Source organism: Nonomuraea terrae, from assembly GCF_004348995.1.
In the GTDB taxonomy this organism is placed as follows: domain Bacteria; phylum Actinomycetota; class Actinomycetes; order Streptosporangiales; family Streptosporangiaceae; genus Nonomuraea; species Nonomuraea terrae.
On record NZ_SMKQ01000221.1, the window covers coordinates 1 to 14,416 of the forward strand.

Sequence of the window (14,416 nt, forward strand, 5' to 3'; positions counted from 1 at the left end):
ACCCTGACTCACCCGGCCCTGGCCCACTCAGCCCTGGCTCACCCAGCCGCAAGGGACGCCACCGGGGAGGCCGACCCCCTTACCCGGATGAACGACGGCGCCGTGCACCCGGCGACCGGTGCCGTTGTCCCCTTGGCAAGTGCCGCTCCGAACACCGCTCTCACTCCTATGGCAGGCGATGGCGGGAGGCTGGTAGCTGACGCTGCCGGCCCGATCGCGGCCCTTGCCGACTCGGGTGGGGCGTCCGCATGCCCATGAGCAGCCGTGACAGCCGAGTGTCCGTGGAGCCTGGTTTCGCGATCGGCGCACCGGGCACCCCGGGAAAAGGGCAGCACGTGATGACGCGCTGTCCGCAGGACCACGCAGACATCTACCGGCACGCCGCCGCCCGTTCATCCCGGGTGGCACGTGCCACGCCAACAGCCGCGCACACCGGCGCCCGACGGGCTACGGCCGTGCCCGGCGCCCTCACAGCGGGAAACCCTCCGGCGGCTCCCCTTCCGCAGGCCCGGCCTTCGCGAAGAGTGACGCCTCGGAGCCCCGCACCCGGAACGACCGGGACGTTCACGACGTTCGACACCGAGAGAGCCGGGACGCCGGGCACCGGCACCTCGGGGACACCCCCGACGCCGAGCACCGGAACGGCGGGGCCTCGAACATCGAGGACGGCTCACGACGTCCGGTACGGGCGCGCGCCTCAGGACGTCCGTGGCTCCAGAGGCCGGCGCGTCCGGCACGCCGGGGCCGGAGCGTCAGGGATACCCACGACGTCGGGAACCGGGCCTGACGGAACCGGACAGGCCGGAGACGGACAGGCCGGAGACGGACAGCACAGGGCACACTCGCCCCGGGCCGAGAAGCCGGCGGGCGAGAGCTCAGAGGCCGTGACACCACAGGCCGAAAGACAGAGACAGAGGGGAAGCGAGCGTATGGGAGCGGACCGCTGAGAAAGCGGGAATACGACGAGGACGACGTACGGGTCAGGCCGGGCAAGGGTTCGCGGCCGAGGACTCGCATTCGTCCTGCGCACGAGGATGCCGTCGAGGGATTCGTGGTGGCGGTCGACCGGGGCCGCTACACCACGCTGGTCGAGCCGGAGCGGCCGAAGGGCTCGGCCCAGAAGCGCAAGCCGCCACAGCCCAGGCTGGTCGTCGCCATGAAGGCCCGCGAGCTGGGACGCAAGGGCGTCGTCGTAGGCGACAGGGTGGCCCTGGTCGGTGACGTGTCAGGCCGCCCCGACACGCTGGCCCGTGTCGTACGCGTGGAGCCCCGCACGTCGATGCTGCGCCGTTCGGCCGACGACACCGAGGACACCGACGGCATCGAACGCCCGATCGTGGCCAACGCCGACCAGCTCGTCATCGTCACCGCGCTGGCCGACCCGCCGCCGCGGCCCCGCATGATCGACCGCATCCTGGTGGCCGCGTTCGACGCCGAGATCGACGTGCTGCTCTGCCTCACCAAGTCCGACCTCGCGCCGCCGGGCGAGCTGCTGTCCCTCTACGAGCCGCTCGGCGTCCCGCACGTCGTGGTCCACAAGGGCGGGCCGCTCGACGAGCTGTGCGACCACCTGACGGGCCGCATCAGCGTCATGGTCGGGCATTCGGGGGTCGGCAAGTCCACGCTGGTCAACGCGCTCGTCCCGGACGCCAACCGAGCCGTCTCCCACGTCAACGCGGTCACCGGCCGGGGCCGCCACACGTCCACCTCGGCCGTCGCCCTGGAGCTCCCCGAGGGCGGCTGGATCATCGACACCCCGGGCGTACGCAGCTTCGGGCTGGCCCACGTGTCGGTGGAGACGGTGCTGGCGGCGTTCCCCGACCTGGTGGAGGGCACGGTCGAGTGCCCGAAGGGCTGCACACACCTGGGCGAGGGCTGTGCCCTCGACGCCTGGGTAGCGGCCGGCAACGCCGACCACCACCGCCTGGAATCCCTCCGCCGCCTGCTGTCCAGCCGCGAGGGAACCCCAGAGGAATCCCCCCACCGCGACGATCCCGCCAACGACTGACAGTGCTGACGTGAAGGAGCGTTTCCCGCCGGCGCTTGACCCGACGACCGACTGACCCTCGGCTCCTGAACGCGATCTGCCGACCCTGGCCGGGAAGCGCTCATGCGCTCACCGGACGGGCTCGGGCAACGAGTGCGCGTCAGGGGCGGTTGGGGCGGAGGGTCCAGGTGACCGTGAGGGCGGAGACGAGGGTGCCGTCGGCGTTCGTGAGGTCCACGGCGACGTCGAACACCGGCCGTTCCCCCGCCTCCAGCCGCCGCAGCACCTCCTCGCGCTCCGCGAGCAGCCGCGCCTCCGCGCGGATCTCCCCCATCGCCACCTTGCGGAAGTCGATGGTGGCCGTCGTCGGCAGCGGTACGGCACGCCCCAGCTGATCGCCGAAGACCGACAGCACGGCCGCCCCCGACGCCGTCTCCGCGAGCGTGAACAGCACCCCGGCGTGCGGCCCGCCCACGTGGTTGCGCAGGTCGTCGCGGTCGGGCACGTGGCACACCGCCCGCCCCTCCGACACGGCGTCGAAAACCACCCCCAGAGTCCGGGCGAACGGGACGCTCTCCAGCAGCAGACCACCGATATCTGTCGACATGGTGGACATGCTACTGGTGGGTAACTGGAATAGGTGTTACCAGAAAAGGGGCGTTGGCCACTGATGTCTGGATAAGCGACACGGTAGCGTGGGCGACCGTGCAGGGTTATAACGATGATCTTCGTCTCGCGCATGTCATGGCGGATGCCGCCGATGACCTGACCATGCGGCGGTTCAAGGCGGTCGACCTCAAGGTCGAGACCAAGCCCGATCTCACGCCGGTCAGCGACGCCGACCGCGCGGTGGAGGAGACCATCAGGGGAACGCTGCGCCGGGCCAGGCCGCGGGACGCGGTCGTGGGCGAGGAGTTCGGCAAGACCGGCTGGGGCGCCCGTTCGTGGATCATCGATCCCATCGACGGCACCAAGAACTACGTCCGCGGCGTCCCCGTCTGGGCCACGCTGATCGCCCTCATGGAGTACGGACGGGTCGTCGTCGGCCTGGTCTCGGCCCCCGCGCTCGGCAAGCGCTGGTGGGCGGCCTCCGAGGGCGGGGCGTGGACCGGAAAGAGCCTGACGAAGGCCACCCGCATGCAGGTGTCGTCGGTGTCGTCCCTGGAGGACGCCTCGTTCTCGTACAGCAGCTTCGGTGGCTGGGAGAAGACGGGCCGGCTGGAGAACTTCCTCGACCTGGGCCGCTCCTGCTGGCGGACCCGCGCGTACGGCGACTTCTGGTCGCACATGATGGTCGCCGAGGGTTCGGTGGACCTGTCGGCCGAGCCAGAGCTGTCGCCGTGGGACATGGCGGCGCTCACCGTGATCGTCGAGGAGGCCGGCGGCGTCTGGACCGACGTCGCCGGCGTGCGGGGCCTGGAGGGCGGCAGCCTGGTCTGCACGAACGGCGTCCTGCACGACGAGGTGATCAACCGCCTCAACGGCACCACCATCCTGGGCTAGGCGCGCGGACCGGCCTGTGACTGGAGGTGGGCGGTGGTGGCGTTCAGCTCGCGTTCATCTTTGATGGTCACATTCCCCTCGTAGGTCACCCCGGCGGGCGGGTCGTCGTGCCCCAGCGGGTCGGCGTCCCAGAAGTTGCGCCGGTAGACGACGTTCTCCAAAGGCGGCGCGACGTGCAGCACGGCGGTGTTGTCGGCCCGCAGGACGACGTTCTCCTCGAGGGTCACCCAGCTGGCGCCGTAGTCGGTGTAGAGCCCGAAGTTGTACGGCGTGAGGGTGTCCCTGATGACGTTGCCCCGTACCACCGCGCCGTCCGCGGCCGAGTCGCCCTGCGGCCCCGACAGGTAGACGCCGCCCCCGTCGGCCAGTGCCTTCATGGTGTTGGAGGTGAGGTTGCGCAGGATGCGGGTGCCCCGGCCCGGCCCGGCGACGATGCCGCAGTGCGGCACGTCGGCGACCTCGTTGCGGGCGATGACGCAGCCGTGCGTACCGGTCACGGAGATGCCCGGCGAGCCGCTGAACTCCAGCCCCACCTCGCGGATCCGGTTATCCTCGACCGTGGTCTCCCGGCTGCCCGACACCACGATCGCTCCGGCGGACAGCGTGTCGAAGCCGCAGCCGCGTACGGTGAGGCCCTCTCCGCCCGTGATGCCGAGCCCCGAGGCGCCGAGCCGGGTGAACCGGCAGCCCTCGACCACCGCGCCGGTCGTGTCCTCGAACGTCACGCAGGCCGGAATCGTGACGGAACTCGCGGGATACGTCACGAATCCGTCGTCCAGCATCGCCTTCTCGACGTCGCCGCCCTCGTAGAAGCCGTTGCCGTGGTAGTGCGGGAAGCCAGCCGGTCGCCCGGGCCGCAGCCAGGTGGCGTCGGCGAACACGAGCTGCCTGAACGCCACGTCCCGCGCCCCCGTCACCCTGACCAGCGTCTCCAGCACCGGCGCCACCACGTGCGTGCGCGCCGGGTCCTCCCCCGGCCGCGGCAGGTACAGCAGCACGTGGTCGCCCGGCCGGGAACGGTCGAGCACGAAGGTGCCCGGCTCGGTGAGGAAGCTCGCGTCGTTCTCGATCCGGGTCGGCAGGCCGGGGCCGCGCGCCGGCATGCCCTGCCAGCTGTAGTCGTACAGATTCATGGCCAGCCCGAAGCCCGGCTGCGCCATGGTGATCGAGCCGCCCTCGTCCGAGACCGAGGCCACCGGCAGGCGGGCCTCCGTCCACGGGTAGACACCTCGGTAGACGAACTCGACGTCGCCCGGGCTGCGCCAGCCGAGCGGGGCGTCGGTGACGTATCCGGTCTCGGTCTGGACGGCCGTGCCGGGCAGGCCGTCGCGAGCGGCGCGGGACGCCCGGCGGCCGTCCACGGTGAGCTGACGGGTCTCCAGATCGCCGACCTCGGCGAGCCAGACGCCGTCGCGCTCCCGCCACCCGGTGATCCGCCGGCCGCCGCTGATCACGGCCTCCTCGCCGCCGTACGCCTGGTAGACCGTGCCTGAGTCGGCCTCGGTGAGCTCGAAGGGGCGGTCGAGGACGTGGAGGCCGCCCCTGAGGTTGACGACCGCGCCGCCGGAGACCTCACGGGCCGCCTCCCGGGCGCGTTCCAGCGTCGCCAGCGGACGCTCGATCGTGCCTGGCCAGGAGTCGTCGCCGGAGGGCGCGACATGGAGCTGGAACATGCGAACCGCCTTTGCTGTTTATGCCGTACACGTAGTAGTACACCATAAACGAGGGAGGCGCCAATGACGCAAGACCCCGACCACGCGGTCGAGCTGTTGTGGCGGGAGCGGGAACGTGAGCCGCGGCAGGGCCTGAGCCTCGACCGCATCGTGCGCGCGGCCATCGAGCTGGCCGACGCCGAGGGGCTCGCGGGGTTGTCCATGCGCAAGGTGGCCGACCGGCTCGGCTTCACCACGATGTCGCTCTACCGGCACGTGCCCGGCCGCGACCACCTCGTCGATCTCATGCGCGACGCGGTCCTGGCCGAGCATCCGGAGGCGGGCGCCGGGAGCGACTGGCGTACCCGCCTGGAGGCGGTCGCCCGCCAGGCGTGGCGGCTGCGCCGGCGGCACCCGTGGCTGGCCGAGATCCGCGGCACCCGCCACGTCCCCGGGCCCCACGCGGTCGCCCGCTACGACGAGATGCTCGGCGCGCTGACCGGCACCGCGCTGCGCCCGTCCGAGGTGATCGCGGCCGCGGGCGTGGTCGCCCGCTTCATCGACGCCGAGGCCCTGCTCCTGGTGGAGACCCAGCGCGAGGAGCGCCGCAGCGGCGTGTCCGAGCAGGAGTGGTGGGGCGCCCGCGACTCCCTGTACGACCGCCTCGACCGCTACCCCGCGCTCTCCCACCTGTGGGAGGCGGGCGGCTGGGACCACCCGGAGGACTCCTTCGAGTTCGGCCTGGCCCGGCTTCTCGACGGCATCGAGGCTCTCATCCGACGGCGTGACGAAATCCGTGACGGAACCTGCGGGGAATGCGGCACACCGCTGGAGCCCGCCGACTCGGGCCGCCCCCGCGTCTACTGCTCGCGGGCCTGCCGGCAACGGGCATACCGCAGGCGCCAGACCGGTTAGAGCGCCAGCACCCGCCGCACGGCGTTCATGAGGCCGTCCCGGTACGCGCCCCCGAACAGCACCACGTGCACGAGCAGCGGATGGAGCCGGTGCAGCGGTACCCGCTCCCGCCATCCCGCCGCGAGCGACCACTCCTCCTGGTATGCCCCCAGCACCCGGTCCAGGTACGGCAGCCCGAACAGCTCCAGCATCGCCAGGTCGGTCTCCCGATGCCCGCCGTGCGCCGCCGGGTCGATCAGCACCCCCGACCCGCCCGACCACAACACGTTCCCGCTCCACAGATCCCCGTGGATCCGCGCGGGCGGCTCGGCCGGCCCGGCCACCTCGGAGAACCGCTCCACCGCCCGCTCCACCAGCGTGACGTCGGACGCCGGCAGCCGCGCCATCCGCAGGAACGGCAGCACCCGCCGCGCGGCGTAGAACTCCGGCCAGTCATCGGCGGGCGCGTTGTCCATCGGCAGTGTGGCGATGAACCCCGGCCACGGCGCCCCGAAACCCGGCGCGCCCGCCCGGTGCAGCCGGGCCAGCGACCGCCCGAACCGCTCGGCCGCCGCGGGACTCGGCGACTCGGCGTGCACCCAGGACAACACCAGCCGGTCCGGCCCCACCTCGACGACCTCGGGAACGTCGATGACCTCGCCCAGCCACCGCAGCCCGGCCGCCTCGGAGGCGAAGACGTCCGACGCCGTACCGGTCTTCACGAAGACCTCGCGCCCGTCGTCCAGCACCCCCCGCTGCAGCCGCCAGCCGTGGGAGGCGCCCAGGTCCTCAGTCGATCTCATCGGCGATGTGCTTGGCGACGCCCTCAGAGGCCGCCTCGACCAGCGCGAGCACTTCCTCGAACCCCTCCCGGCCGCCGTAGTAGGGGTCCGGCACCTCGGCGCCCTCCGGCGCTGACGGATCGAACGAGCGGAACAGCCGGACCTCCACGTCCGGGGGCGCGATCCGGCTGAGGGTGGCCACGTTGTCCCGGTCCATGGCCAGCACGAGGTCGTAGCGGTCGAACCAGTCGCGGGTGAACTGCCGGGCCCGGTGGGCGCTGCCGTCGTAGCCGTTCCAGGTGAGGATCTCCAGCGCTCGTTCATCCATGGGGCCGCCCACATGCCAGCCGCCGGTCCCGGCGCTCTCGACGGTGACGCGGTCGCCGAGCCCGCGGTCTTCGAGGGTTTTCCTGAGGACGACCTCGGCCATCGGCGAGCGGCAGATGTTCCCCATGCACACCACGCAAACGCGATAAGTCATACCACCCATCATGAGGGTGACCTGGCGCGTTCACCGAACGTTCACCCTTGTCAGGGGGTGTGAGTCACCTTGGCCGCATAGCTTTCATGGCGACTAAGGACCAAGTGGGAGGACCCAAACCGTGAAGTATGCAGGCCGGCTCGCCGCCGTCGCCCTCGCCGGCGCGCTCTCGCTCGCTGCGTGCGGCACAGACAACAACAACCCCCAGGCCGGTGCCACCTCATCGGCCGCCGCCGCGGGGAACGACGCAGGTCTGAGCGGTACGATCAACGCCGCGGGCTCCTCGGCCCAGGCCAACGCGATCACCGAGTGGACGAAGAACTTCACGGCCACGAACCCCGGTGTCACCCTCAACTACCAGCCCAGCGGCTCCGGCGCGGGTGTGCAGTCGTTCATCCAGGGCACGGTCGCCTTCGCCGGCTCCGACTCGGCGCTGAAGGAGGACGAGGCCCCGCAGGCCGACGCCCGCTGCAAGACCGGCAAGGCCATCAACATCCCGATGGTGACCGGCCCGGTCGCGGTCGTCTACAACCTGCCCGGCGTCGACGGCATCCAGCTGTCCCCCAAGACGCTGGCCGGCATCTTCAACAGCAAGATCACCAAGTGGGACGACGCGGCCATCAAGGCCGAAAACCCTGACGCGCAGCTGCCGTCCACGCCGATCCAGGCGTTCCACCGCTCCGACGAGTCGGGCACCAGCGACAACTTCACCAAGTTCCTCAAGGCCACGGCCGAGACCGACTGGCCGCACGAGCCGGGCAAGGCGTGGCCTGCCGAGGCCAAGGGCCAGGGCTCCAAGGGCTCCGACGGCATCGCCTCCTCGGTGAAGGGCACCGAGGGCGCCATCAGCTACGTCGAGCTCTCCTACGCCGAGAACTCCGCGCTCCAGACGGCCAAGGTCGCCAACGGCGCGGGCGAGTTCGTCGAGCTCACCGCGGAGAGCGCGGCCAAGACGGTCGAGACCGCCGAGATCACCGGCACCGGCAACGACCTTGCCCTGTCGATCGACTACGCCACGAAGACCCCGGGCGCGTACCCGATCGTGCTGGTGACGTACGAGATCACCTGCGAGAAGGGCCTGCCGGCCGAGGAGGCGAAGGTCGTCAAGGGCTTCCTCCAGTACACGTCCAGCGACGAGGGCCAGGCGGCACTGACCGAGCTGGGTTACGCCCCGCTGTCGGGCGAGCTGCTCACCAAGGTCCGCACCGCTGTCGAGGCGATTTCCTAAGAATCCATGACAACCAACGTTCGTACCCGTGAAGGCGGGCCGGTCAAGCACCGGTCCGCCTCGCGGCGCAGCCATGGTGAAGCACCCTTCCGCATCGTGTCCACCGCGGCGGGCATCATCCTCCTGGCGATCATGGCGGCCATCGCCGTGTTCCTCATCAGCGAGGCGATCCCGGCCCTGCGGGCGAACGAGGCCAACTTCTTCACTGAGCGGACCTGGGACCCGAACAGCCAGCAGGTCTTCGGCATCGCCGCGCTCGCTTTCGGCACGGTCTTCAGCTCCGCGCTCGCGCTGGTCATCGCCACTCCGATCGCCGTCGGCGTGGCGCTGTTCATCTCGCACTACGCGCCCCGCCGGCTCGCCGCCCCGCTCGGCTACCTCATCGACCTGCTCGCCGCCGTGCCCAGCGTGGTCTACGGCCTGTGGGGCGTGGCCTTCCTCGTGCCCCTGCTGCGCACCCCGTCGCAGTGGCTGAACGAGAACCTCGGCTGGTTCCCGCTGTTCGCCGGAGAAGGCATCGTCGGCGGCAAGACCATGCTGGCCGGCGCCATCGTGCTGGCCATCATGATCCTGCCGATCATCGCGGCCATCTCCCGTGAGGTCTTCCTCCAGGCCCCGAAGATGAACGAGGAGGCGGCGCTCGCGCTCGGCGCCACCCGCTGGGAAATGATCAAGATGGCCGTGCTGCCGTTCGGCCGCCCGGGCGTCATCAGCGCCGCCATGCTCGGCCTCGGCCGCGCCATGGGCGAGACCATCGCCGTCGCGCTGATCTTCCCGGCGACCTTCGACATCACCTTCGAGATCCTGACGCCGCACGCCAACAGCATCGCCGCGAACATCGCCAACGGTTTCGGTGAGGCCAACAACATCGGCCGGGGCGCGCTGATCGCCTCGGGTCTGGTGCTGTTCGTCATCACGCTGCTGGTCAACATGGCCGCACGGATGATCATCAACCGCCGTAAGGAGTACGCGAGGGCCGGCGCATGACCACCATCCAGCACATCTCCACCAGCCGCAGAATCAAGGACCGGGTCGTCCAGGGCCTGGTCTATCTTGCGTTCGCGGCGGCCGTCGTACCGCTCGTGTCGGTGCTCTGGCTCGTCATCTCCAACGGCCTGGCCCGTTTCGACCTTGAGTTCCTCACTCACTCCATGAACGGCATCGGCGCCAGGGACGCCCACGGCGGCGCCTACCACGCGATCATCGGCACGCTGACGCAGGTGCTGCTGGCCGGCGTCATCTCGGTGCCGATCGGCCTGTTCACCGCGATCTACCTGGTCGAGTACGGCAACAACGGCCGCCTGAGCCGCGCCATCAGCTTCTTCGTCGACGTCATGACCGGCATCCCCTCGGTCGTCGCCGGCCTGTTCGTCTTCGCGTTCTGGATCCTCTTCCTCGGCTTCGAGTACTCCGGCTGGGCGGGCGCGCTCGCGCTGTCGATCCTCATGATGCCGACGGTCGTCCGGTCCGCGGAGGAGATGCTCCGGCTGGTTCCCAACGACCTGCGGGAGGCCTCGTACGCGCTGGGCGTGGCCAAGTGGCGCACGATCGTCAAGGTCGTGCTGCCGACGGCGTTCACCGGCATCGTCACCGGCGTCATGCTGGCCGTGGCCCGCGTCGCCGGCGAGACCGCGCCTCTGCTGATGACGGTGTTCTTCACCAACTCCATCAACCACGACCCGTTCAGCGGGCCGCAGATGGGCCTTCCGCTCTTCGTCTTCGACCAGGCGGCGCGTCCCAACGACACCGCCGTCGACCGGGCCTGGACCGGAGCCCTCACGCTCATCCTGATCGTCATGCTGCTCAACCTGGTGGCGCGCCTGATCGCGTGGTGGCGCTCGCCTGCCAGGGCCCGATAGGGGGTAACCACCGCAATGTCCAAGCAGATTCAGGTCTCGGGTCTCGACGCGTACTACGGCTCGCACAAGGCGATCGAGGACGTGTCGATGACCATCGAGCCCCGCTCGATCACCGCGTTCATCGGCCCGTCCGGATGCGGCAAGTCGACCTTCCTGCGCACGCTCAACCGCATGCACGAGGTGATCCCCGGCGCGCGCGTGGAGGGCAAGGTGCTGCTCGACGGCGAGGACCTGTACGCCCCCACCGTCGAGCCCGTCTCGGTCCGCCGGATGATCGGCATGGTCTTCCAGCGCCCGAACCCGTTCCCCACGATGTCGATCTACGAGAACGTCGCCGCGGGCCTGCGCCTCAACGGCCGCGTCGGCAAGTCGGAGATGGACGGCATCGTCGAGGAGTCGCTGAAGGGCGCCAACCTCTGGAACGAGGTCAAAGACCGCCTCAACAAGCCCGGCGCGGGCCTGTCCGGCGGTCAGCAGCAGCGGCTCTGCATCGCCCGGGCCATCGCGGTCAGGCCGCAGGTGCTGTTGATGGACGAGCCCTGCTCGGCCCTCGACCCGATCTCCACGCTGGCCATCGAAGACCTCATGGCCAAGCTGAAGGACCAGTACACCATCGTCATCGTCACCCACAACATGCAGCAGGCCGCCCGGGTCAGCGACAGGACGGCGTTCTTCAACCTGTCTGAGCAGGGCAAGCCCGGCAAGGTGGTCGAGATGGACGAGACGTCCCGCATGTTCACCAATCCATCCCAGAAGGCCACCGAGGACTACATCACGGGGCGCTTCGGCTGATGACCCACCTGCAGGGGGCATCCACGATGAACGGGGACACGAGGACGAAGCCCATACTGCTCATCGCCGACCCCGACAGCGCCGTCGTGGAGGAGCTGGCCGCGGCCCTCGAACAGGAGGGCGTGGCCGTCTCAGGCGCCTCCGACGGCGCTCAGGGCCTGCTGCAGGCCGGCGCGCTGCAGCCTGACGTCGTGCTGGTCTCGGCCACGCTGCCGGTCATCGACGCGGTGGAGTTCGTCCGCGCCGTCCGGGTGGCGCGCGCCGTACCGGTGCTGCTCGGCATTGACGAGGGGCACGCCGAGCAGGCGGTACGCGCTCTCGCGGCGGGCGCGGCCGCCTGTGTGGCCAGGCCCTACCGCGTGCCCGAGTTGCTGCCCTTCATCCAGGCGGCCTCACCGGAGTCGCGCAAGGTCCTGGCCGTCGGCGGCGTCGAGCTCGACGTCCAGGCCTACCAGGTACGCGTCGGCGGCCGCGCCGTGCACCTGCCGCTGCGGGAGTTCGAGCTCCTGCAGTATCTGATGCGCAACGCCGACCGCACCGTCACGCGCGAGCAGATCATGCGCCATGTCTGGCACGCCGCCGCCAACACCTCGACCAACACCATCGCGGTGCACGTCAAGCGGCTGCGGGCCCGGCTGGGCGACGAGGACGACCAGCTCATCCAGACCGTACGCGGGGTGGGCTACCGGCTGGTCACGCCGAGCATCTCCGAAACTCCCGCATGATCCGTTCCGCCACGCCTTCGACCGTCGCGATCCCGTACCCCACTTCGGGGCTCCCCTCGGTGAGGACCGCGACGGCGTAGTCGCGGCCGTCACCGCTGATCAGTCCCACGCTGATCACGGCCCAGCGCTTGTTCGACACGCGCCTGAGCCAGCCGTTCTTCAGCGCCACGCGCTCGCCCGGGCACGCGGCGGCGCTGACGCCCCAGTCCTGGCCGTCCACGACCGCGCCCATGAGCCTGCGTACCTGCGCGCGGTCGCCGGCCCGGAGCGGGCTCTTCTCCGACACCAGCGCCGTCATGAGCCGCACCTGGTCGTCCACGGACGTCGGGGTGATCCCCCAGCAGTACAGGTCCACGCAGGTGCCCGGCACACCCCTGGTGTGCTTCAGCCCGAGCTTCCTGCCCGCCTCGTTGAACCCGGCCGGGCCGCCGATCCGCAGCCACAGCCGGTCCGCCGCGTGGTTGTCGCTGTGGCGGATCATCAGCTCCGCATCCCGCCGCACGGACTCGGGCAGCTTCTTCCAGCGTGTACGCAGCAGCAGCGCCATGAGGATCTGCGCCTTCGCCGTACTGGCGGTGATCAGCCGCTCGCCTCCGTGATAGCGGTAGACCCGTCCGGTCGCCAGATCCTTGACCATGGCCGTGACCTGGCCGGGCCGCCCCGCCAGATAGCGGTCGAGCCGCCCGGAGATCCGCGCCGCGGGCACCCGCGGCACGGCCTCCCGCCTCGCGACCTGCTCCACCGCCGGCTGCCGCGCCTGGGGGACCACGCGTACGACCCGCACGGGCACGGCGGCCGGAGGCACGGCCGCCATGGCTCCGGCAGGTACGTGCCTCTTCACCGATACCAGCGGCAGGATCAGGGCCAGCACGATGACCAGTCGCGGTATCGCCTTGATCCCGGCGGCGACCACCCGCCGATTATCCCGAAATTTCGGGACATGGGGCTAGACGCGGGCGGCGGCCAGTTTCGCGATCGCGTCGTCGTCGCAGGTGGCCCAGAAACCGCCCACGATGTCCTCCAGATGCTCCAGCGACTCCGCGCAGAACAGCACGTCCTGATATTTCGTGATGTCGTACTCCGTTGTCCCCATGGCGGCCAGATCGAGCGACCGGATGTCCATCCCCCGGAACTCCTCGACCTCCCCGTACGACGACAGGATCCCGGCCCCGTACGCCCGCAGCTCCCCGGCCTCCCGCATCACCCCGAACTCCAGCGTGAACCAGAACACCTTGGAGACAAACTCCAGCGCCTGCTCGCTCTCCACCCGCCGCGCGGCCTGCCCCGCCAGCCGGTAGAGGGCCGCGTACCGGTCGCTTGCCAGCGCGTTGGCGTGCCCGATGACCTCGTGCACGACGTCCGGCTCCGGCGTGTAGAACGGCACGGAGTGGTGCCGGATGTACTGCGTCGAGTGGAAGAACCCGTCCGCCAGCACCCCGTAGAAGTCCCGCAGCGGCACGAGCCCCGCCGCCGGCAGGTACCGGAACCCGGTCAGCGGCTCCAGCAGCCGCGACACCTCTTCGAGCTGCGGGATCCGCTCGCGCGGCAGCCCCAGCCGCTCGGCTCCCGCGAGGTACTCGGCGGTGGCGTATTTGGCGTGCTTGACCGCCAGCTCCCGGGTGACCGCCGCCCACACCTCGTGCTCCTGCTCGGTGTACTCGGCCTCGGGGATCGGCGTCCCCGGCCGGTAGTTCAGGGCCAGCGCGGCGATCGCGTTGCGCCGCGCCCGATACACCGGATCCGCGAACCCCGGATGGGACGAGGCCAGCTCGACCACCACGGACCCATCCTCCTGGGCCGCGACCGGCGCGAAGTACTGCGCTTCCTCAAACATGCCTCACATGACAGCAACTCGCCGCAAAGGTGGCAATAGCGCTCAATTCTGCTGCACGATACGCTCAATTCCTCCCTTCATACGACATGATCACTGGTCGAATCGCACAGTCCCCAAGGAGCCCCCGTGGACGATCTTGACGCCCGCCTGCTCGTGACCATGCGGGCGCACCCGCGCATCGGCCTGACCGAGCTGGCCCGGCAGCTGGGCGTGGCGCGCGGCACGGTGCAGACCCGGATGGACAAGCTGATGGCGGCCGGCGTGATCAAGGACTTCGGGCCGACCGTCGATCCTGCGCGGACGGGATATCCCATCCTGGCGTTCGTCCAGCTGCAGATCGCCCAGGGCCGGCTGGCGGAGGCGGTGGAGCGGCTGCGCAGCGTGCCCGAGATCCTGGAGGCACACGGTACGAGCGGTCAGCACGACCTGCTCTGCCGCGTGGTCGCGAAAAGCACTGATCACCTGCAGGACATCATCGCCGACGTCCTGACGTCGCCGGCGGTGCAGCGCACCGACACCACGATCGCACTGTCGACGCAGATCCCGTACCGAATCGAGCCGCTCCTCCTCCCCCACTGATACGATTCGTCACCATTGATTAGTAGATGGACATTCGGGGCAAGAGTGACGTTCGACAACCAGTCGCACAACCCTCCTCAGGCTGCCTACCCCCCACCCC

The 14,416-nt window shown here is 70.2% G+C and carries 15 protein-coding genes; 9 read left to right on the forward strand and 6 right to left on the reverse strand.

Annotated features, from left to right (window positions below):
* Nucleotides 1–943 precede the first annotated feature (943 nt).
* Nucleotides 944–2,008, forward strand: coding sequence for a ribosome small subunit-dependent GTPase A (gene rsgA / locus E1286_RS39815; protein WP_132621308.1), 1,065 nt, complete (start codon nucleotides 944–946; stop codon nucleotides 2,006–2,008).
* 139 nt (nucleotides 2,009–2,147) lie between these two features.
* On the opposite strand, the gene E1286_RS39820 is transcribed toward rsgA, so the two are convergent.
* The gene (locus E1286_RS39820) at nucleotides 2,148–2,594 is read right to left on the reverse strand and encodes a DUF4442 domain-containing protein (protein ID WP_425464792.1); all 447 of its coding nucleotides are present in this window, start codon (nucleotides 2,592–2,594) and stop codon (nucleotides 2,148–2,150) included.
* A 98-nt stretch (nucleotides 2,595–2,692) separates the two neighbouring features.
* On the opposite strand from E1286_RS39820, the gene hisN reads away from it, so the two are divergent.
* Nucleotides 2,693–3,490, forward strand: coding sequence for a histidinol-phosphatase (hisN, locus tag E1286_RS39825; protein ID WP_132621312.1), 798 nt, complete (start codon nucleotides 2,693–2,695; stop codon nucleotides 3,488–3,490).
* Here the strand turns inward: hisN and E1286_RS39830 are convergent.
* Nucleotides 3,487–5,163, reverse strand: coding sequence for a right-handed parallel beta-helix repeat-containing protein (locus E1286_RS39830; protein WP_132621314.1), 1,677 nt, complete (start codon nucleotides 5,161–5,163; stop codon nucleotides 3,487–3,489). The two genes, hisN and E1286_RS39830, sit on opposite strands and share 4 nt — an antisense overlap.
* Before the next feature lie 63 nt (nucleotides 5,164–5,226).
* Here E1286_RS39830 and E1286_RS39835 point away from each other — a divergent pair, with 63 nt between their 5' ends.
* Nucleotides 5,227–6,057, forward strand: coding sequence for a TetR/AcrR family transcriptional regulator (locus E1286_RS39835; RefSeq protein ID WP_132621316.1), 831 nt, complete (start codon nucleotides 5,227–5,229; stop codon nucleotides 6,055–6,057).
* Here E1286_RS39835 and E1286_RS39840 read toward each other — a convergent pair.
* Nucleotides 6,054–6,839: a fructosamine kinase family protein gene (locus E1286_RS39840; protein WP_132621318.1), complete on the reverse strand. Its 786-nt coding sequence runs from the start codon at nucleotides 6,837–6,839 to the stop codon at nucleotides 6,054–6,056. The two genes, E1286_RS39835 and E1286_RS39840, sit on opposite strands and share 4 nt — an antisense overlap.
* A complete protein-coding gene (locus tag E1286_RS39845) occupies nucleotides 6,826–7,299 on the reverse strand; it encodes a low molecular weight protein-tyrosine-phosphatase (RefSeq protein ID WP_132621320.1) in 474 nt (157 codons plus the stop codon). Before E1286_RS39845 ends, E1286_RS39840 begins: the two co-directional genes overlap by 14 nt.
* Nucleotides 7,300–7,420: 121 nt before the next feature.
* Between E1286_RS39845 and pstS the strand changes: the two genes are divergently transcribed.
* Genes pstS through E1286_RS39870 form a run of 5 tightly spaced genes read left to right on the forward strand, consistent with a single transcriptional unit; the run spans nucleotide 7,421 to nucleotide 11,903 of the window.
* The gene (gene pstS, locus E1286_RS39850; RefSeq protein WP_132621322.1) at nucleotides 7,421–8,527 is read left to right on the forward strand and encodes a phosphate ABC transporter substrate-binding protein PstS; all 1,107 of its coding nucleotides are present in this window, start codon (nucleotides 7,421–7,423) and stop codon (nucleotides 8,525–8,527) included.
* Nucleotides 8,528–8,533: 6 nt separating this feature from the next.
* Nucleotides 8,534–9,514 carry a phosphate ABC transporter permease subunit PstC gene (gene pstC / locus E1286_RS39855; protein ID WP_132621324.1) on the forward strand — a complete coding sequence of 327 codons (981 nt, stop codon included), beginning with the start codon at nucleotides 8,534–8,536 and terminating at the stop codon, nucleotides 9,512–9,514.
* Nucleotides 9,511–10,386 carry a phosphate ABC transporter permease PstA gene (pstA, locus tag E1286_RS39860; RefSeq protein WP_132621326.1) on the forward strand — a complete coding sequence of 292 codons (876 nt, stop codon included), beginning with the start codon at nucleotides 9,511–9,513 and terminating at the stop codon, nucleotides 10,384–10,386. The genes pstC and pstA overlap by 4 nt, the downstream gene beginning before the upstream one ends.
* 15 nt (nucleotides 10,387–10,401) lie before the next feature.
* Nucleotides 10,402–11,178 (forward strand): phosphate ABC transporter ATP-binding protein PstB, encoded by a 777-nt coding sequence (gene pstB / locus E1286_RS39865; RefSeq protein ID WP_132621328.1) that lies wholly within the window; start codon nucleotides 10,402–10,404, stop codon nucleotides 11,176–11,178.
* A 26-nt stretch (nucleotides 11,179–11,204) separates the two neighbouring features.
* Entirely contained in the window at nucleotides 11,205–11,903 is a 699-nt protein-coding gene (locus E1286_RS39870; RefSeq protein ID WP_235854867.1) for a winged helix-turn-helix transcriptional regulator, read from the forward strand.
* On the opposite strand, the gene E1286_RS39875 is transcribed toward E1286_RS39870, so the two are convergent.
* Both E1286_RS39875 and E1286_RS39880 read right to left on the reverse strand, forming a co-directional pair.
* A complete protein-coding gene (locus tag E1286_RS39875) occupies nucleotides 11,872–12,816 on the reverse strand; it encodes a serine hydrolase (protein WP_246075565.1) in 945 nt (314 codons plus the stop codon). The two genes, E1286_RS39870 and E1286_RS39875, sit on opposite strands and share 32 nt — an antisense overlap.
* 33 nt (nucleotides 12,817–12,849) lie before the next feature.
* On the reverse strand, nucleotides 12,850–13,737 hold the full coding sequence (locus E1286_RS39880; protein ID WP_132621330.1) for a phenylalanine 4-monooxygenase: 888 nt from the start codon (nucleotides 13,735–13,737) through the stop codon (nucleotides 12,850–12,852).
* 126 nt (nucleotides 13,738–13,863) lie between these two features.
* Between E1286_RS39880 and E1286_RS39885 the strand changes: the two genes are divergently transcribed.
* On the forward strand, nucleotides 13,864–14,316 hold the full coding sequence (locus E1286_RS39885) for an Lrp/AsnC family transcriptional regulator (protein ID WP_132621332.1): 453 nt from the start codon (nucleotides 13,864–13,866) through the stop codon (nucleotides 14,314–14,316).
* Nucleotides 14,317–14,416 lie beyond the last annotated feature (100 nt).